This is a genomic window from Streptosporangium sp. NPDC002721 (assembly GCF_042888905.1).
Taxonomy (GTDB): domain Bacteria; phylum Actinomycetota; class Actinomycetes; order Streptosporangiales; family Streptosporangiaceae; genus Streptosporangium.
This window is the reverse complement of record NZ_JBIAQI010000055.1, coordinates 17,210-35,668: the sequence shown is the minus strand read 5'-3', so window position 1 is coordinate 35,668 and position 18,459 is coordinate 17,210. Positions and strand designations below refer to the sequence as shown.

Annotated in this window: 15 protein-coding genes; 4 read left to right on the top strand and 11 right to left on the bottom strand. The window is 70.5% G+C overall.

Going from position 1 to position 18,459, the window contains the following annotated elements:
• From ACFYWM_RS42905 to ACFYWM_RS42885, 5 genes are all read right to left on the bottom strand, one after another.
• Positions 1–2,847, bottom strand: a 2,847-nt coding sequence (locus ACFYWM_RS42905) for a discoidin domain-containing protein (protein WP_389927105.1), incomplete at its 3' end; no start/stop codon positions are given.
• A 45-nt stretch (positions 2,848–2,892) separates the two neighbouring features.
• Complete coding sequence (locus tag ACFYWM_RS42900; protein ID WP_389927102.1) at positions 2,893–4,809, bottom strand: glycoside hydrolase family 127 protein; 1,917 nt, start codon at positions 4,807–4,809, stop codon at positions 2,893–2,895.
• Positions 4,802–5,590 (bottom strand): carbohydrate ABC transporter permease, encoded by a 789-nt coding sequence (locus tag ACFYWM_RS42895; RefSeq protein WP_389927100.1) that lies wholly within the window; start codon positions 5,588–5,590, stop codon positions 4,802–4,804. Before ACFYWM_RS42895 ends, ACFYWM_RS42900 begins: the two co-directional genes overlap by 8 nt.
• Positions 5,587–6,543: a carbohydrate ABC transporter permease gene (locus ACFYWM_RS42890; protein ID WP_389927097.1), complete on the bottom strand. Its 957-nt coding sequence runs from the start codon at positions 6,541–6,543 to the stop codon at positions 5,587–5,589. Before ACFYWM_RS42890 ends, ACFYWM_RS42895 begins: the two co-directional genes overlap by 4 nt.
• A gap of 143 nt (positions 6,544–6,686) precedes the next feature.
• Positions 6,687–7,970, bottom strand: coding sequence for an ABC transporter substrate-binding protein (locus tag ACFYWM_RS42885; protein WP_389927094.1), 1,284 nt, complete (start codon positions 7,968–7,970; stop codon positions 6,687–6,689).
• Between the two features lie 204 nt (positions 7,971–8,174).
• On the opposite strand from ACFYWM_RS42885, the gene ACFYWM_RS42880 reads away from it, so the two are divergent.
• Positions 8,175–9,197, top strand: a complete 1,023-nt coding sequence (locus ACFYWM_RS42880; RefSeq protein WP_389927091.1) for a LacI family DNA-binding transcriptional regulator — start codon at positions 8,175–8,177, stop codon at positions 9,195–9,197.
• Between the two features lie 427 nt (positions 9,198–9,624).
• Here ACFYWM_RS42880 and ACFYWM_RS42875 read toward each other — a convergent pair whose 3' ends face one another.
• Both ACFYWM_RS42875 and ACFYWM_RS42870 read right to left on the bottom strand, forming a co-directional pair.
• The gene (locus tag ACFYWM_RS42875; RefSeq protein WP_389927088.1) at positions 9,625–10,599 is read right to left on the bottom strand and encodes a M12 family metallopeptidase; all 975 of its coding nucleotides are present in this window, start codon (positions 10,597–10,599) and stop codon (positions 9,625–9,627) included.
• A 505-nt stretch (positions 10,600–11,104) separates the two neighbouring features.
• Positions 11,105–11,890, bottom strand: coding sequence for an SDR family NAD(P)-dependent oxidoreductase (locus ACFYWM_RS42870; protein ID WP_389927085.1), 786 nt, complete (start codon positions 11,888–11,890; stop codon positions 11,105–11,107).
• A gap of 74 nt (positions 11,891–11,964) precedes the next feature.
• Between ACFYWM_RS42870 and ACFYWM_RS42865 the strand changes: the two genes are divergently transcribed.
• Entirely contained in the window at positions 11,965–12,522 is a 558-nt protein-coding gene (locus tag ACFYWM_RS42865; protein WP_389927082.1) for a TetR family transcriptional regulator, read from the top strand.
• Between the two features lie 64 nt (positions 12,523–12,586).
• On the opposite strand, the gene ACFYWM_RS42860 is transcribed toward ACFYWM_RS42865, so the two are convergent.
• The gene (locus tag ACFYWM_RS42860; protein ID WP_389927079.1) at positions 12,587–14,224 is read right to left on the bottom strand and encodes an FAD-dependent oxidoreductase; all 1,638 of its coding nucleotides are present in this window, start codon (positions 14,222–14,224) and stop codon (positions 12,587–12,589) included.
• A 305-nt stretch (positions 14,225–14,529) separates the two neighbouring features.
• Positions 14,530–15,075 (bottom strand): YceI family protein, encoded by a 546-nt coding sequence (locus tag ACFYWM_RS42855; RefSeq protein WP_389927076.1) that lies wholly within the window; start codon positions 15,073–15,075, stop codon positions 14,530–14,532.
• A gap of 93 nt (positions 15,076–15,168) precedes the next feature.
• Between ACFYWM_RS42855 and ACFYWM_RS42850 the strand changes: the two genes are divergently transcribed.
• Positions 15,169–15,645, top strand: a complete 477-nt coding sequence (locus ACFYWM_RS42850; protein ID WP_389927073.1) for a MarR family winged helix-turn-helix transcriptional regulator — start codon at positions 15,169–15,171, stop codon at positions 15,643–15,645.
• A gap of 104 nt (positions 15,646–15,749) precedes the next feature.
• Complete coding sequence (locus tag ACFYWM_RS42845; RefSeq protein WP_389927070.1) at positions 15,750–16,181, top strand: VOC family protein; 432 nt, start codon at positions 15,750–15,752, stop codon at positions 16,179–16,181.
• 46 nt (positions 16,182–16,227) lie between these two features.
• Here the strand turns inward: ACFYWM_RS42845 and ACFYWM_RS42840 are convergent, their stop codons facing one another.
• On the bottom strand, positions 16,228–16,752 hold the full coding sequence (locus ACFYWM_RS42840) for a GNAT family N-acetyltransferase (protein ID WP_389927067.1): 525 nt from the start codon (positions 16,750–16,752) through the stop codon (positions 16,228–16,230).
• 211 nt (positions 16,753–16,963) lie between these two features.
• A complete protein-coding gene (locus tag ACFYWM_RS42835) occupies positions 16,964–18,415 on the bottom strand; it encodes a family 43 glycosylhydrolase (protein ID WP_389927063.1) in 1,452 nt (483 codons plus the stop codon).
• Positions 18,416–18,459 lie beyond the last annotated feature (44 nt).

The window sequence follows — 18,459 nt, the reverse complement described above, 5'->3', positions numbered from 1 at the left end:
GGTCGCCGAGGTCGCGAGGTTGGCCGGCGGCTGCACCCCGCCCCGGTTGTAGATCTTGATCTCGGTGAGCCCCGTCTTGGCGCCGGAGGCGTTGGTGGCCAGGACCCGCACCCGCTGCGCGCTGATCGCGGAGAACCGCACCACGTTGTAGTTGGCGCGCGGCGACGACGGGGACTTGACCTGGCTCGGCACGCTCACCCAGGAGCTGCCGTTGTGGTACTGGACGTCGTAGGCCGACGGCGCCCGGTAGGTGCCGCTGGCCGGGCGGCTGTCCTTGAAGTGCAGTCTGACCTCGTTGAACGTCTTGGCGGAGCCGAGGTTCAGCTCGAACCAGTCCTGGGCGTTGGGGGAGCCCCCCGCCCCCCAGAACGGCTCGTTGGTGGGGAAGCCGTCGATCGCGCCGGCCAGGTTGCTGCCGGAGCCGGTGTGCGAGGCCGAGGCGGTCGCCCCGGCGGCGAGGTTGGTCAGGTTGGCCGTCAGGTCGACACCCGCCTTGGCGAGCACGTCCACCATCCGCGCGCTGTTCTGCACGACCTGGCCGGGAGCCTGCAGGCCGGGGGCGGCGGCGCTGTGGGTGACCGTACCCGTGGTGGTGACGTTGCCGGTGGCCGGGTCCCAGGTGAGGGGCACCAGGGAGCTCACGGTGGCGGTCCGGGTGCCGTTGACGTAGATGGAGTAGCCCTCGGGCACGCCCGGGTAGCGCACGACCCCGTCGGCCGGGTCGTCCCAGACGATGGTGAGGTCGGCGTTGCGGTAGCGCAGGTTGTTGACGGTGAAGTGGGTCCAGCCGATGTTGATCGGCGACAGTTCCACCTTCGCGTCGTTGCGCGGTCGCAGGCCGGCGACGTCCTCGATCACCGTCCAGTTGCTGCTGCCCAGGATGTTGTGGTGGATCCAGGAGCGGTAGTTGACCGAGGAGCCGTTCCAGTCGGCCCAGAACTCGTTGGCGTCGGGCCAGGAGGTGTTGCCGTTGACGTACTGGGCCCAGGTGTTCCAGTACAGCAGCTTCTTGTAGTCGGTCGCGTTCATCCACTCGTTGGGATAGTTGCGCAGCACCGAGGAGTACAGCCGGAACTGCACGGTGGAGTTGATGGTGGAGAAGTTGTTCGAGCCCGGGTTGCCCGCCGCGGCCGCCGCCGCCTTGTCCACCTGGTTGGCCGTGTAGAAGGGGAAGATCGGATACTGGGCGGGGTCGTCGTACAGGCGCAGGGCCTGCCGGTAGGTGGCGGTGTTGGGGATGGCGCCGACCGCGAACGGGTAGTAGTTGTTGATCTCCTTCCAGGGCACCCACTCGTTCGTCGACTTCAGCCGGTGCTCGAAGAGCTGGCGGCTCGGGTTCCACAGCACGCCGACGATGGCGTTCTGGATCTGCGTGGCGAGCGTGCGCATCTCGGTGGCCTTGGCCGTGTTGCCGATCGCCTCGTAGGCCTGGGCCGCGGCGAGCGCGCCGCTGTACTGGTAGGCCGACTCGGCGCGGTCCATGTTGCCGGGCTTCCAGTGGAAGGAGACGGCGTCGGCGTCGTTGCCGGTCAGGGCGCCCCAGTCGTACTCGATGAGCTTGTTGTTGTCGCGGTCGTAGTAGGCGAGCTGGCCCTTGACGTCCTGCTCGGCGTAGCGGGCGAGGTTGGCCGCGATGCCGCTCTGGCCGCCGTGGATCTGGTAGCTGCGCCAGGCCGCCTCGGAGATGTACTGCGTGTAGCTGTTGGACCAGTTCTCCGGGTCGCCGGGATTGTCCAGGAAGCGGCCGTTCTTGGAGGTCTGGCCGACGCTGAGCCAGTCACCGTAGGAGTAGATCGGGTCGCGCAGGTACTTCAGGTCGTCGATGTGCATCGGCTGGGTGAGCGCGATGGCGTTGTTGTAGCCCAGCACGCCCTCGGTCGAGGTGGGGAACTGGAACGTCTGGCCGGGCATGTCGGCGTCGAGGTGGTTGAAGCGCATCAGCCACCAGCGGTAGTAGACGTTCTTCTTGATCGCCGGCTCGGCCACGTCGATGTAGGGCACGTTCTGCGCCCACCACAGGTTGTAGGCGCGCACGTGGGTCGCGAACGCGGTCGCGTTGGAGTAGCCCTTGTAGGCGTTGTACTCCGTCAGCGACTCGGGGATCTCGTTCGTGACGAAGCCCATCACGACCTTGGCGGTCACGGTCGCCCCGGCCGCGACGGTGACGGACCTGTTGAGCCCGCCGCCGGAGACGGCGAAGCCGTCGCCGCTGAGCCTCGGGTAGAGCGTGGTGAGGTTGTTGCGGGCGTTGACCTGCCCGGTCAGCTCGTTGCCCGAGCCGGAGGTGGCGTAGGGCGAGGTCGCCCGCAGCTGCAGGGTGGTGGAGCCGCTGCCGCCGTTGGTGATCGACAGGTTCGTCACCGCGACGTTGTTGTCGGTGATGAACTTCGTCTGGGTCACCGTGACCGAGCCGCTGGTGTGCACGCTCCGCCAGTGGCTGGGCACCTGCCGCCGCTGGCTCACCTGCTCGGTGAACGTGCCGGGGGTGACGGCGACGGTGTAGGCGTTGTTGTCGTTGATGCTCTCCCAGTACGCCACCTGGCCGCCGAAGCCGAGCGTCGCGGGGTTGTGGGTCTTCATGAAGACCGCGCGGCCCCTGCTCATCAGCCAGGTGCCCGCCGGGTCGTTGCCGGTACGGGCCAGCAGCCGGTCCACCCAGAAGTCGGTGCCGGAGCTCTCGGCGTTGTAGATGGACTGCATCATGTTGCCGGGGGTGTACGACACCGGCGGGGCCGGGATCGCCGGGCCGCTGAAGGTCGGGAATCCGATGGTCTGGTCGGCGTGCGCCGGTGAGGTGGCGGCGAGTGAGCCCGCTAGGAGAAGCAGGGCCATGACGATTCTTCTCATCGCAAAGGTGATCCGATCGGTTGGGGGGTGGGATCGGGTACGCGCTCAGCCGTTGGGAAGCCAGACGCGCATGGTGGCGGGGCCGTGGTTGCCCCATCGGTGGTAGGGCACGAGCCTTAGCGTCAGTTCCTCCTCCTCTCTCGGCGCGTCACCGGCCTCGCCGTACGGCCGGTCGCCGTCACCTCCGGGACCCCCGGAACCTCCGGGATCCCCGGGTCGCCGCGACGCGCGGACCTCCACCTCGACCGCGCCCTCGTGAGGCGCGCCGTCGCGGGCCGGGTCGCCCGGGGCCGCGCCGCTCCGGGCCGGGTCGCCGTCGGTGCGCTCCACGGGGGGCCGCGAGGTGTCCACGACCACCTCGGCGAGCCGCACCTCGTCCCGGGGGGACTCGGCGCAGTAGACGAGGGGACCGCGCTCGACGGCGGCGCAGCCGCGCACCGCGTCCACCCGCGGGTCGGGGCGCACCCAGCGCGCCTCCATGGGCAGCTCGGCCGCGACCACCTCGCCGGGCGCCCAGACCCGCTCGCCGAACACGAGCGCCGACCCCCGCCGTACGGGAGTCAGGTCGCCCGGCCCACGGAAGACGGTGTCCCCGGTGCGGAGGGCACCGGCGGCCCACGGGGGAAGGCGCAGGGAGATGTGGCGGGGGGTGTCCGGGGCCTCCAGCACGCGGACGGCGACGGAGCCCGACCAGGGGTAGCGGGTCTCCACGCGCACGGTGAGGCCGTCGTGGCCGATCTCGCAGGCCGTGGGGTGGTGGATCTGGATCCCGCCCGGGGTGGCGGTGGCGACGTAGGCGGGCAGGGAGGCGAACGTGCGGGCCAGGTTGGTCGGGCAGCAGGAGACCTGGAACCAGGGGGCGCGCGAGGCGCTCTCCGCGCGGGGGCTGACGTCCTCGGTGACCCGGCCCGGGGTGCGGACGTGCAGCGGGTTGGCGTAGAAGAAGGAGCGGCCGTCCAGGGCGGGGGAGGCGGCCACGAGGTTGTAGAGGGTGCGCTCGGCCTGGTCGGCGTAGCGGGAGCGGCCGGTGGCCAGCAGCAGCCGGTGCGCCAGCATGACCGAGCCGACCCCCGCGCACGTCTCGGCGTAGGCCCGGTCGGGCGGCAGCTCGAAGTCCTCGCCGAAGGACTCGCCGGTGTGCCGGGAGCCCATGCCGCCGGTCAGGTGGGTGCGCCGGGCGACGGTGTGCTCCCACTGCGCCTCGATCGCGGCCAGCAGCTCCGCGTCCCCCGTCTCCACGGCCACGTCGACCGCGCCGCAGGCCAGGTACATCGCCCGGACGGCGTGCCCGCCGAAGGAGGGGGCCCGCCGGACCGGGACGTCGTCCTGGAAGTAGGCGCGGCCGAGCTCGATGTCGGCCAGGGCGGGCCGGCCGCGCCGCTCGACGAAGCGGCGGGCCATCTCCAGGTAGCGCTCGGCGCCGGTGAGCCGGTACAGCTCGACCAGCGCCATCTCGATCTCCGGATGGCCGCACACCTCGTGGCCCTCCATGAAACGCCGGCAGACGTGGTCGGCGGCCAGCCGGACGGCGTCGGTCAGCGGGTGCTCTCCCGCCGTCCGCCAGCGGGCCACGCCCGCCTGGATGAGGTGGCCCGCGCAGTACAGCTCGTGGCCCCACTCGAAGTCGCGGTAGCGGTCGCCGCTCCAGCGGGTGTTGAGGTAGCCGTCGGGCTCCTGGGCCGCGACCACGGTCGCGGCCAGCTCGTCGAAACGCGGGTCACCGGTCCAGGCCATCGCCTCCAGCAGCTTGTACGCCTCGGAGTCGGAGAACTCCCTGCCCCGGCGCGGCTCGCCGCGGAAGTTGCCGATCCAGCCGAGCTTGTCCATCCACTCCAGGCAGTGGCCGATGATCACGTCCTGGTCGAGGGTCCGGCGGTCCCCCCAGAAGCCGGGTTCCAGCCGTACGGCATCGAGCCCGAGCGGGGTGAGCACGCCGGAGGACGGGACGACGGGGTTAGCCACGCAGTGCTCCTGACATGAATCCGCGCACGTAGTAACGCTGGAGGAGGAGGAAGAGGACGAGGCAGGGCAGGGCCATGAACACCACGCCCGCCTGCATGGTCGGGAAGTCGACCGCGCCGAAGTCGTGCAGCCGCATGTTGACCACCGCGACCGGCAGCGTGAACCTGTCGTTGGAGCTGATCAGGATCAGCGGGGCCACGTAGTCGTTCCAGGAGGCCAGGAAGGCGAACAGGCCGACCGTGACGAGCCCGGGGACGACCGCGGGCAGCAGCACCCGGACCAGCGCTCCGAAGCTGCCGCAGCCGTCGATCATCGCGGCCTCGTCCAGCGCGCGGGGCACCGACTCGAACGCGTTGCGCATCATGAACACCGCGAACGGCAGCTGGAACATGATCATCACGAGGGCGAGGCCGGCCAGCGAGTCCTGCAGCCCCAGCCAGCCGAGCAGCACGTACAGCGGGATGAGGATGGTGGGGTAGGGGACCATGAGGATGGCCAGGATGAGCACGAACAGCACGCCCTTGCCGGGGAAGCGGTGGCGCGCGAAGGCGTAGCCGGCGAGCGTGGCGACCACCAGCGTCCCGGCCACGGTGAGCGCGACGAGGACGACGGTGTTGATCAGGTAGGTGCTCAGGCCCTCCCCGTAGGAGGCGAGCCGCCGGTAGCTGTCGAGGCTGAAGGCGTCGCCCAGGCGGATCGAGGACCAGCCGCTCCACACGAGCGGATAGACGAAGAACAGGGCGAGGATCCCCGCGGTGACGTAGTGGGAGGCTCGTTTCACGGGTTCCTCTTTCGGATGAAGGCGAGCTGGAGCCCGTTGAGGAGGACGAGCGCGAGCAGGATCAGCACGGACATGGCGGCCGCCGAGCCCAGGTCGAACCGGATGAACGCCTCGCGGACGATGACCATGACGACCGAGGTCGTGCTGTTCTCGGGACCGCCCCTGGTGAGGATGTAGAACTGCTCGAAGCCGAGCATCGAGCCGGTGACCATCAGGCAGAGCACCAGCGCGATGGTCGGCCGCATGAGCGGCAGCGTGATGCGGCGGAAGGCCTGCCACGCCGTGGCGCCGTCTACCCTGGCGGCCTCGTAGAGCTCGGTGGGGATGGCCTGCAGGCCGGTGAGCAGGATGAGCATGTTGAACCCGGCCCAGCGCCAGATGACCAGCGTGACCGTGGAGCCGAAGGCGAGGGAGGGGTCCCCGGCCGTCCACGACACGGGCTCGTCGATGAGGCCGACGGCCGTCAGGATGTCGTTCAGCGGGCCGATCTGGTCGCTGAGCAGGCCGAAGAACAGCAGGGTGGCGGTGGCCCAGCCGACGGCGGCCGGCAGGAAGAAGGCGCCCCTGAACAGGCCCGACCCCCTGCGCCGGTTCTGGACCAGCAGGGCCAGGCCGAAGGAGATCGTGAACAGCAGGACCGTGACGACGGCGGTGTACCTGAGGGTGAACACCACCGCGTCGGCGACCAGCGTGTTGTCGGCGATCCGGGTGTAGTTGCCGGGCGCGTTGAACGTCGGAGGGGCGAGCAGCGGCCACTTGTTCAGCGACATCCAGATCACGAGGCCGAGCGGGAGCAGGAAGAACAGCCCGACGACGAGGGCGGCCGGGGCCGCGTAGGCGAGCCCGACCAGGCCGGGCGAACGGCCTCGGGGACGGCGCCGGGGGCGGCGGGGGCGGCGGGCTAGGGAGAGGCGCTCGCGCGGGGCGGCGCGGGTTTCGAGGAGATCTGGCATGTTCTCTCCAGCCGGTGTCCCGGCCGGATCCGGCCGGGACACCGTGCTTGCTCGTACTGGACCGGCGGTCGGTGCCCGGCTCGTGTCAGGACCGGTGTGTCCTTACCGGTGTGTCCTTACCGGCACGGATCGGGGCCGGTGTGTCACTGCTGGTTCAGCGAGGCGGTGATGGCGGTGGCGCCCTCCTTGAGCGCCCCGGCCGGGTCGGTCCCGAACAGCGCGGCGCGGAGCGTCTTCAGCCACGGGCTCTGCAGGTCGTTGTAGGACTCGTTGAACTTCAGCGCGTAGGGCGTCCGGCCGGTGGCCATGATCTCGTTCATCGCCTGGACCCGGGGGTCGGTGGCCGTGAGGTCGGTGCGGGCGACGGTCGACTTGCTCTTGGCCTGCAGGTCGGCCTGGACCTTGTCCGACAGGGTGAAGGACAGGAAGTCCCAGGCGGCCTCCGCCCGCTCGCTGGTCGCGCTGACCCCGATGACGTCGCCGCCCACGAAGGTGGACGTGCCGCCGTCGACGCCGGGGATGGGCGCGACGCCGACGTCGATGCCCTTCTCCTCCAGCAGCCCGAGCCACACCGAGGGGCCGGGGGCGATGCCGATGGTGCCGGCCTGCAGCGCGCCGAGCCAGGTGGTGCCGTTCTCCTCCTTGGAGCCGGGGGCGGCCACGCCGTCGGCGTAGAGCTTGGCGTAGACGTCGAAGACCGCCGCCATCTGCGGGTCGTCGATCGTGCTCTGCGTACCCTCGGCGTTCATCACCTCGCCGCCGCCCGCCCAGACCGACGGCCAGAGGGTGAACACGTCGCAGCCGCCGCAGTTGCCGCCGAAGTAGGTGCCGTAGGTCTTGCCCCCGAGCTTGGTACGGACCGTGGTGGCCTGCTCGGCGAACTCCTTCAGCGTCGCCGGGGCCTTCTCCGGGTCGAGCCCCGCCTTCTTGTACAGCTCCTTGTTGACGAACAGCACGGAGATGTCCACGGTGTGCGGCACCGCGTAGGTCTTGCCGTCCTGCGTGGCGGCCTTGATGTGCGCGGGCGCCACCTTGTCCTTGAACGGCAGGGCGCCGAACCTGTCGGTCACGTCCTGCCACAGTCCCTGCGAGATGTAGTTGGGCGCGAACACCACGTCGGAGGCGAACAGGTCGGGCAGGTTCTTGCCGCCCGCGGCGGTGGCGATCTTGGCCGGGTACTCCTCGTTGGGGTAGGCGGTCACCTTGACCTGGTTGGTGTGGGAGGCGTTGTAGGCGTCGGCCAGGGCCTTGGTGTGGGACTCGGTCGCGGCCCTGGTCCACACGGTGATGGTGACCGGGGCCGACTGCGACGGGCCGGCCGCCGGCTGTGTCTGGCCGCACGCGGCCGACAGGACGGCGGCGCACAATATGGCCGACATGGCCGACGCCGCGCTGGCTCCGCGGCGCCGGGGTATCCCGCTTTCCATGATCTTCTCCTCTGCATCCCCCGAGACGCACCGAAACCGACCTAAAAGGTTTTCGGAAACGTAAGCGCAACATGAGAGGCTGTCAATAGTCGCGATAAGCTCGGCGGCTTGCTCTGGAGCGCCTATCGGGGCTATTTTCTGCAGAAACCATCTACCGTATGCTTAAGTAACAATTTCATCTCGAACGAAAAGGTTTTCGTAGTGATGAGTTCTCAGCAGCCGCGCGCGGCCACGATCACCGACGTGGCCGCGCTGGCCGGGGTGTCGATCGCGACCGTCTCCAAGGCGCTCAACGGGCGCGCCCAGGTCCGCGAGGAGACCCGGCAGCGGGTGCTGCGAGCGGCCGAGAAGCTGGCCTTCCAGCCGAACGCGCTGGCCCGCGGCCTGATATCCGGGCAGACCCGCACCGTGGGCCTGCTCACCAGCGACAGCGTCGGCCGTTTCGGTATCCCGGTGCTCCTGGGCGCCGAGGACGCCTTCGGCGCGGGCGAGATGTCGGTCCTGCTCTGCGACGCCCGCGGCGACGCCATCCGCGAGCAGCACCACCTGCGCACCCTGCTCGCCCGCCGGGTCGACGGTCTCATCGTGGTGGGGCAGAGCACCGACCCGCGCCCGTCGATCAGCCGCGACCTGCCGCTGCCCGTCGTCTACGCCTACGCGCCCTCCGAGGACCCGGACGACGTCTCGTTCGTCCCCGACGACGTGGAGGGGGCGAGGATCGCCGTACGGCACATGCTGACGATCGGCCGCCGGCGCATCGCGCACATCACCGGCCCCACCCACTACCAGGCCGCCCGCGACCGGGCCGAGGGCGTCCTGTCGGCCCTGGAGGAGGCCGGGCTGACGCTGTCCTGCGGGCAGGTGCTCAGCGGGGAGTGGTCGCAGCGCTGGGGGCGGCAGGCCGCCGAGATCGCGCTGCGCACCGATCCGGAGCTGGACGCGGTGGTGTGCGGCAGCGACCAGATCGCCGCCGGGTTCGTCGAGGCGGCCCGCGAGCGCGGGCGCCGCGTCCCGGACGACGTGGCGGTCGTCGGCTACGACAACTGGGAGGTCCTGGCCACCGAGACCAGGCCCCCGCTGACCACGATCGACATGAACCTGGAGAGCCTGGGCCGCACCGCCGCCCAGCACCTGTTCGCCGCCATCGACGGCCGGGCCACCCCCGGCGTGCACCGCATGCCCTGCCGCCTGATCATCCGAGGCTCCACCGCCCTCTCGGGCGACTGAACCCGAGCCCCGCGCCGCGCCGTCACCGGTCGGCGGCTCGTTCGCGATCGCGGCGCCGGCTAGTGCGGCTCGTACGGCGGGCCACGGTTGTGCCGTCCGGGCGAGCGGGAGGGCCCGGCACGGTGCCCGTTGGAGCATCCGATCGCCAGCCACGAGTTCGCCGAGTTCCTCCTCACGCCCGACGAACAGAACGACCTCGGAGCGGGCGTCCAGCAGGCGGCTCGGTGGTGACGGCACACGGGCCCGGCCCCGCCCTGGCCGAGCGCTCGGTCGGCACGCGGGGGCGCCACCCGGGAGCCGATGGCCTGGCTCCGGCCGTCGAGCGGGTGACGCCCGACTGTATCGCCGCCGGCGGCATGTCGCACAGGACCGCGACGACGGACGCCGCCCAGGACCTGACCATTACGCTCCCAGCGCGTCCAGAGGTTCAACAACGATCCCGTTTCCATCGCAGACTCATCCGTGAACCGCCGGGGAGAGCCCCCACGATGTCCCAGGTGTAATCGAGGCGACGATGGATGCCGAACTCCTTTGCTTTCCAGAATCGCAGTGGGCGGCTGTTGTCGACATCGGCTCTAGCGAGGACGGCCTCGGCTGAATCGCCGTTCTCCATCTCCAGCATGTGATATTCGCCGGCGCCGACCGGCACCTCAATCGCTTTCCACCACGTCAGCCCGGCTGCGGGCGCCAGGAAAAAGGACACCTGACCCGGATCCGACACGCCGTAATCCACGGTGAAGTCGATCTCGTCGCAATCGTCGCCCGTGCGTATCAGACCGTTCGCTCTTCCGGGCACAGGAGCCTGCGGATACCACCTTCTGACATATTCTTTGTCGGTGTTCGACAATGTTGCGCCACCCACGACCCCCTTGCCGTCAAGTGTCAGAGAGGCGTCGATCCAGTACGCCATGATAGATTCCGAATCGAACGCCGAGTAGTTCGTGGACGTGACGCCATATCTTTCGAATACGTTGGCGTCCACCGTCGCGCGGTCCCAGCCGGCACTCTCCAGGAAGTGTGCGTACACCTTCTCGCGGTCCCAGGCGATTCCAGCGGCCGGTGACTGGTGCTCGTGCACCAAGCCCAGGGCATGTCCGAATTCGTGCAACACCGTGCGACTGAATCCCGTCTCGGGCGTGGTGTCGTCGAACCAACCGAAATTCATGGTGGCGGAGCTGGAGGGCACCCACAGAGCGTCACGCCCTACAGTCGACCAGCTCCCGCCCTGATCGAATGCGACTCTGATCACGGCCGCGTCTTCGGGGTCCACGAATTTGAATCCGATGTTTGCGTGCTCGGTCCACTTCTCGGCGTACTCGCGCACCTTGGACCTTGTGAAGGGAGTGCCTCCCATCAACTTGACGCTCAGTTCCGCGCCAACGTTCCACATTTTTTCGGTCACGCCTACAAGCGGTTGTCGCTGGGCCCAGACTACTGAGCCGTCCCCCAGAATGCGCGGTGGTAACTGCGGCTCGTCCCGCGGCTCATGGGGTGGGCCGCCCGTAATCTGGTCATGACAGGACCTGATGTCCACCATGTGTGCCTCGTACATGCGAATGGTTCGGATTGGTGAATCAATGAATCCTTCCAAGCGCTGACACCGGCGGAAAGTCGCCGCGAGGAAAGGTTGGGGCGTCCTTAAGCGCCGGAACATTGCCTTGACACTTTTGAAAGAACCAACGGCCCCAAATGGGCGCCGAAGTCTTAATGAGTGTCTGAGAGGTGATCGTGAGGTCATTCCATAGCAGAACAGGTGATAAAGGGCGGCGCAGCGGGTTCCGCGGCTGAACCGCTACGCCGCCAGGGAGCACGGAACGTCACCGTCAAGGTTGGGGAGCGACAATTCGCGACAGCCGAACAGGTGACTCCACCGGTATCAACCCCTGGCGCGCTCCCGTGTTAGGGGCTCAGGCCGCCGACCAGCCGCCGTCCACCGGCACGATCGCGCCGTTGACGAACGAGGCGGCGTCGGAGGCGAGGAAGAGGGCGACCTCGGCCATCTGCTCCGGCTGGGCGATGCGCTCGCCCAGGGTGAGCACGGGGGCGAGGCGGGCCGCGCCGGTCGGGTCGAAGGAGGCGCCGTCGGCGATGCCGGTCATGGTGGGGCCGGGCAGGATGGCGTTGCAGCGGACGCCCTCCCTGGCGTAGGCCCAGGCGACGTTGCGGGTCAGGCCGACGACACCGTGTTTGGAAGCGGTGTAGGCCGCCCCGGCCGCGCCGCCGCGGATCCCGGCCTCGGAGGCGGTGTTGACGATGACGCCGCCGCCCTGGCGCAGCAGGTGCGGCAGCACGGCGCGGGTGACCAGGAACGCCCCGGTCAGGTTGACGCGCATCACCCGGTCCCACTGCTCCAGCGTGATGTCGGCGGGCAGCGCCATGGTGTCCATGATCCCGGCGTTGTTGCACAGGACGTCGACGCGGCCGTACGCGCCGATCGCGGCCTCCACCAGCGCGGCCACCGAGGTCTCGGAGGAGACGTCGGCGGTGACGGCGAGGGCCGCGTCCCCGATGCCGGAGGCGGTGCGCCCGGCGGCGCCGGGGTCGATGTCGCAGGCCACCACGCGGGCGCCGGCCCCGGCGAAGGCGATCGCCATCGCCCTGCCGATCCCGGAACCCGCCCCGGTGATCAGGGCGACCTTGCCGTCGAAGGCGCTGGAGTCGCTGGAGGAGTGGGAGGCGTCGGTGGTGCTCAAGAGGTGGTCCTTTCGAACGGAGGGGTGTCCCGGCACCGGCCGGGCGACGGTGTCCGGTTGGTAACGTGACCGCTGTGACTGCCACGCGCCGACCCAACAGGGGCCCCCGTGCCGCGGCCGCGAACCGGGCGGCGCTGATCACCGCGGCGCGCGAGGCCTTCTCCGCCGCCGGATACGACGCGCCGCTCACCGAGGTCGCGCGGGCGGCCGGGGTCGGGCAGGGCAGCCTCTACCGGCACTTCCCCGACCGCATCAGCCTGGCGCTGGCCGTGTTCAAGGACAGCGTCGCCGACCTGGAGGCGCTGGCCGCCAGGCCCGGCACCACCCTCGACGACGTGCTGGGCCTGCTCACCGAGCAGACCATCGCCTCGACCGCGTTCATCGACATGGTGACCCTGGCCTCGGCCAGCGACCCCCGCATCATCGAGGTGCGCGACCGGGTGGCCGACCTGCTGGCGGACACGCTCCCCGAGGCCAGGCGCGCCGGCAGGCTCGGCGAGGACGTCACCGCGGACGACCTGCTCCTGGCCATCGGCATGCTCGCCGGGCTCCTCACCAGGCTCCCGGCCGCCGAGCGGCGCGCGACCGCCGAGCGGATGTGGACGCTGCTGCGTCACGGGATCGAGCCCTGAGCGCGGTCTCGCGGGGGTGCCGCGCGCCCCGGTGACGCGGCGGGGCGCCGCGCGGCCTCCGGGGTCACCGGGACGCGGCGGCGTGCCGCGCGGCGAGGTAGCCGAAGACGACGGCGGGGGCGATGGTCGAGCCGGGGCCGGGATAGGTGCGGCCCATCACCGAGGCGGTGGTGTTGCCCGCGGCGTACAGGCCGGGAACGGCCGTGCCGTCCTCGCGCAGCACGCGGGCGTGCTCGTCGGTGAGCAGGCCGCCCTTGGTACCCAGGTCGCCCGGGTAGACGCGCACCGCCCGGAAGGGCCCCTTCTCCAGCGGGCCCAGGTTGGGGTTGGGCCTGACCCTCGGGTCGCCGTAGTAGTTGTCGTAGACGGTCCTGCCGCGCTCGAAGTCGGTGTCGACGCCGGTGCGGGCGAAACCGTTGAAGCGCTCGACGGTCGTCGCTAGCCGTGCCGGATCGATGCCGATCCTCGCCGCCAGCTCGCGCAGGGAGGGGGCCTCGATCAGGAGACCGGCCCGGACCCACTCCTTCCTGTGCCCCAGCAGGGCGGTGTTCAGGTAGCGCCGGGCGTGCCTGACGTCGCTGATCAGCCACATCGGCCCGGGTACGTCGTGGCCGAGCATGTCGTGCCCGACGTCGATGTAGGACGCCGACTCGTTGGTGAAGCGCTCACCGGACGCGTTCACCATGATGGAGAAGGGGAAGGAGCGCTCCGAGACCAGGAAGCTCGCCTTGCCGCCGGGGCCGACGAGGGACGCGCCCCACCAGGCGTCGTCCATGAGCGCCAGCGCGCCGCCCGCCCGGACGCCCGCCTCGATGGCGGTGCCCAGGTCGCCCTCCGGGGCGGAGGAGTAACCGGGGACGCCGTGGTGCTTCTGGCGCCACTCGGCGTTGGCGGCGAAGCCCCCGGCGGCCAGGACGACGCCGTGCCGGGCGCGGACCCGCTGCCCGCGGCCGTCCTTCTCGACCACCGCGCCCACCGTCTCGCCGTCCTCCACGATCAGGTCGACGACCGGTGCCGACAGCCACACGGGGGTCTTCTGGGTGCGGACGACGTGCATGAGCGAGCAGGAGAGCGCGCCGCCGATGCCGACCGGACGCTTCCCCGAGGCGAACGCGCCAAGCGAGCGGAAGACGAAGCGGGCGCCGCGTACGAAACCGCCGGGGGTGGACCAGGCGCGGGCGAGCAGCCACACGTCGTCGGTCATGAGCGGGAGCGGGATGCCGCTCTCCTTGGCACGCGAGGTGGCGTACCAGTCACCGAGCAGCTTGGTGTCGAAGGGCGCGCTCTCGATCGAGCGGCCCACCGTGCCGCCCGGCCGGTCCGGGTAGTAGTCGGGGTAGTCGGGGGACCTGCGCCACCTGACGCCGTGGCGGCTGAGGAAGGACACGACCTCGGGGACGGTCCGGGCGAAGGCGGCCCTGCGCTCGGGGGAGGAGGCGGGCCCGGCGTCGCCGATGACGTCGTCCATGTAGCGCAGGGCCTCCTCGGCGGAGTCGGGGACGCCGGCCCGGAGCATGAGCGGGTTGGCGGGCATCCACAGCCCGCCCCCGGAGACGGAGGTCGTGCCGCCCCACAGGGGAGTGCTCTCCACCACCAGGACGTCCAGCCCGCGGTCGGCGGCCGTGATGGCGGCGGTCAGCCCCGCCGCGCCGGAGCCCGCGACGAGCACGTCGACGGTGGTGTCCCAGTGGTCGTCGGTCATCGCGGTTTCCTTCGAGTCGCGGAGGACGGCTCGGAGGGCGCGTCCCGGCAAACCGGACGGTACCGTCCGGTTGGCTCGTAGTCTGTGCGATGACCGCGCACCGCGTCAACAGCCGCGTGGTGAGCGGGACGCCGATCCCTTCTGATCTCCGGTGCCGGGGTGACGGCATCTCCGGTGCTGGGATGCGGACGGCATCTCCAGCGGCGGAGCGCGGACGACATCTCCGATGCCGGGGCGCGGACGGCATCTCCGATGCCGGGGCGCGGACGGCATCTCCGGTGGCGGGGCGCGAGCGGCGAGAGTGCTCAGGCCGTCTTCACGGCGGACAGGTCGAACTCAAGGGTGATCTTCTCGGAGACCATCACACCGCCGGTCTCCAGGACGGCGTTGTAGGTGATGCCGAAGTCCTTGCGGTTGATCACGGTGCTGCCCTCGAAGCCGGCCCGGGTCATGCCCTGGATGTCCACCGCCGTCCCGGTGTACCGCAGGGGGACGGTGACCTGCCTGCTCACGCCGCGGATGGTCAGGTCGCCCGTGACCTCGAAGTCGTCCCCGCCGACGTGCTTGACGTCGGTGGAGTCGAAGGTGATGGAGGGGTGCTCGGCCGCGTCCATGAAGTCGCCGGTGCGCAGGTGGCCGTCGCGGTTCTGGTTGCCGGTCTCGATCCCGGCCACGTCGAGGACCACGTGGACGCTGGAGGCGGCGGGGTCGCCGGCGTCCAGGTAGGCGGTGGCCTCCCTGACGGGGATGCTGCCCCGGACCTTGGTGATCATCGCGTGGCGGGCCACGAAGCCGAACCGGCTGTGCGCGGGGTCGATGGTGTAGGTGCCGGTGAGCTCGCTCGGGTACATGCCGTGTCGCTCCTTTTAGTTCAGTGCTGGAATATTCAGCAGGACACTACCTCCGCTTATTTCAGTGCGCAACTTCTGAGTACGATGACCTTTGTGACACGATGGCTCACCGACGACGAACAGCGCGCCTGGCGGGCCTTCGCGACCGCCACCCGCCTGCTGACCGACCGGCTGGACCGCGACCTGCTGGCCGCGGCCGACATGCCCTCGACCTACTACGAGCTGCTGGTCCTGCTCTCCGAGGCGCCCGAGCGGACCCTGCGCATGAGCGAGCTGGCGAACTGGACCAACTCCAAGCCCAGCCGCATCTCCCACGCGATCAACAAGCTCGAACAGAAGGGGTGGGTGCGCCGGGAGCCCTGCGCGGACGACCGGCGCGGCTGGCTCGCCGTGCTGACCGACGACGGGCTCGCCACCCTGCAGGCCGCGGCCCCCCCGCACGTGGCGAGCGTGCGCGAACACCTGATCGACCTGCTGACCCCGGAGCAGGTCGGGCACCTGGAGGACATCAGCCGGGTGCTCCTCGGCCACCTGGGTGCCGAGCCGGGCTCGCCCTCCCCGCCGCGCTGACCGCCGTCGGCGGACCCTCTTCGCCGTCCCGGTGCCACCATTGGGACGACCGCTTCCGGCCCGGTGGTCCACCGGGCCCGTGTCCAGGAAGGCAGCCCACGCCCATGAGCGTTCTCGACTCCCCGATCCCCAGGTTCCATCTGGCCGTGCCGGTCGACGACCTGGCCGCCGCGCGCCACTTCTACGGCGAGGTGCTGGGCCTGGAGCAGGGCCGCAGCGCGGAGAGCTGGGTGGACTGGAACCTGCGCGGCCACCAGTTCGTCACGCACCTGGCACCCGGCCGCGCGCGGCGCGTGCACAACCCCGTCGACGGCCACGACGTCCCGGTGCCGCACTTCGGCCTGATCCTGACGATCCCGGAGTTCCGTACGCTCGCCGACCGGCTGCGCGCGGCGGGCACGGAGTTCGTGATCGAGCCCTACGTCCGCTTCGAGGGGCAGACCGGCGAGCAGTGGACGATGTTCCTGCTCGACCCGGCGGGCAACGCCCTGGAGTTCAAGGCGTTCGCCGACGACTCCCAGGTCTTCGCCATCTGACGGGCGAGGACGCCTCCGGCCTGCCCGGGACGTGCAGTCCGGGAGGCTAGACGCCGAAGGCCGCCGGGTAGCGGATGGTGCCGGCGGGGACCGGGAGCGCGGGGTCGAGGGCGAGCGCCATCATGTGCTCGTCGGAGACCTCGAACGGCGCCCGGATGGCGTGACCCGAGGCCGGGGCGAAGCCGAAGCGGGGATAGTACGTAGCGTGGCCGAGGACGAGGACGAGGTTCTCGCCCCGCTCGCGGGCGGCCCCCAGGGCGGCGCGGACGGCGGCCGAACCGGCTCCCCGCCCCTGGTGGCCGGGCAGGACCGCGCACGGGCCCAGGGTGAGGGCGGGGGCGTCGCCGACATGGCACCGGGTGAGCAGCGCGAACCCGGCGACGGTCCCGTCGGGGGCCTGGGCGAGCCAGGACAGGCCGGGAATCCAGGCGGCCGGGTCGGCACGCAGGGCCTCCACCAGGTCGGCCTCCTCCGGGGTGGGGAAGGCGGCGAGGTTGACCGCCCGGATCGCGGCGAGGTCGGCGCCTGTCTCGGGCCGGGTGATCCAGGCGGCGCTCGTGTCGGTGGTCATGTCGCTGCTTTCGGACGGCCGGATCGGCGGGCTCGGTGGTGGACGGCCAGGATAGATCCGTCACCGGTCGTGATCGACCGGTTTTCCCCTCTGCCCGCACGCTCCGCTAGACCGGCCCTCCGGCCGCCCCGTTTCGACGCGACGATTCGGCATGGGAGACGCTCCGGCCGTTCCTCCCGTCCGATCCGAGCCGCCGCTCACCTGCCGGGCCTCACTCCTGGACGAAGCTGGCGTTGCCCCGGAAGGTGGCGGTGCCGTCGTTCTGCTCGACCCACACCTGGCCGGCGCGGTGGCGCAGGTAGTAGCCGGGGAAGTTGACCGACTCCAGCGAGACCGTGCCGGAGCCGGCGAGCCCGGCGCGGCGGGTGAAGCTGGCGTCGGCCCTGAACAGGGCGCTGCCGTCGCTCCGCTCCACCCAGGCCTCGTGGTTGCGGTGCCGCAGGTAGTAGCCGGGGAAGTTGGTGGACTCCAGCGACACGGTGCCCGAGCCGGACAGGCCGGTGACGACCTTGAACTGGGAGTCGGCCAGCGGGGAGACGTTCGCCTCCAGGCGGGCCCGGTACTCCCAGTGGCGTACCGCTGAGCCCGGCGTGTCGTAGGACATCAGCCGCACGGGGTGCGCGCCGTCGGGGACGGGGATGCCGAAGTCGGGGGTGCCGTCCGCCCTCCAGTAGACCTTCTGGACGCGGGTACGGCGGTTGGGGTCGTTCAGCGGGTCGCCGGAGATGTCGCGGTAGTTGCGGTCGTGGTAGACGAGGATGTCGCTCTGGCCGTCCTCGGAGGTGGTGAAGGAGTTGTGCCCGGGGCCGTACTGGCCGGTGGAGGCGTTGCTGGCGAGGACGGGGTTGGCGCTCTTGGTCCAGGAGGAGGCGTTGAGCGGGTCGGCCGAGGCGGAGGCGGTCAGCATGCCGACGCAGTAGTTGGCGTCGGTGGCGCTGGCGGAGTAGGTGAGGAAGAGCCGCCCGTTGCGTTGCAGCACGGCCGGGCCCTCGGCGACCTTGAAGCCGCGGGTCTCCCAGGCCAGGGTGGGCACGGTCAGGCGGGTGGTGGAGCCGGTGATCGTCCAGGGGTTGGCGCCCATGCGGGCGATGTAGAGGTTGGAGTTGGTGGAGATGCCCGGTTCCTGCTGGGCCCAGAGCAGGTAGCGCACGCCGTTGGTGACGAAGGTGGTGGCGTCCAGGGAGAAGGTGTCCCAGGGGGTGGTGATCCGGCCGCGTTCGGTCCAGCCGCCGGTCAGGGGGTTGGCGGAGGAGCTTTCGAGGACGTACATGCGGATCCGCCAGATGTCGTCGGCCCGGCCGGCGGCGAAGTAGACGTACCACCTGCCGTTGATGAAGTGGATCTCCGGTGCCCAGATGTGGGCGCCCATCTCGCCGCTGGTGTGCCTGCGCCAGATGACCGTCTCGGGGGCGCTCGCCAGGCCCTGGATCGTGGTGGCGCGGCGCAGCACGATGCGGTCGTACTCGGGGACGGTCGCGGTGAGGTAGTAGTAGCCGTCGGTGTGGCGGAAGATGTGCGGGTCGGCGCGCTGGGCGGCCAGCGGGTTGGTGTACTGGACGGCGGGCGAGGCGTGGGCCGCGATCGGCGTGAGCAGGCCGCCGATCATGACGAGCACCGTGGCCAGGATGACCAGCGGTGAGCGGCGCTTGTGCGAGGGGGGCATCAGGGGCGTCCTAACGGGTGCCGGGAGCCCGCCGTCCGGCGGGT

Coding starts and splice junctions, on each gene's coding strand:
- ACFYWM_RS42860 (WP_389927079.1), bottom strand. CDS start 14,224: ATGACCGACGACCACTGGGACACCACCGTCGACGTGCTCGTCGCGGGC.
- ACFYWM_RS42880 (WP_389927091.1), top strand. CDS start 8,175: ATGAGTTCTCAGCAGCCGCGCGCGGCCACGATCACCGACGTGGCCGCG.
- ACFYWM_RS42855 (WP_389927076.1), bottom strand. CDS start 15,075: ATGTACCCGAGCGAGCTCACCGGCACCTACACCATCGACCCCGCGCAC.
- ACFYWM_RS42885 (WP_389927094.1), bottom strand. CDS start 7,970: ATGGAAAGCGGGATACCCCGGCGCCGCGGAGCCAGCGCGGCGTCGGCC.
- ACFYWM_RS42845 (WP_389927070.1), top strand. CDS start 15,750: ATGAGCGTTCTCGACTCCCCGATCCCCAGGTTCCATCTGGCCGTGCCG.
- ACFYWM_RS42890 (WP_389927097.1), bottom strand. CDS start 6,543: ATGCCAGATCTCCTCGAAACCCGCGCCGCCCCGCGCGAGCGCCTCTCC.
- ACFYWM_RS42835 (WP_389927063.1), bottom strand. CDS start 18,415: ATGCCCCCCTCGCACAAGCGCCGCTCACCGCTGGTCATCCTGGCCACG.
- ACFYWM_RS42840 (WP_389927067.1), bottom strand. CDS start 16,752: ATGACCACCGACACGAGCGCCGCCTGGATCACCCGGCCCGAGACAGGC.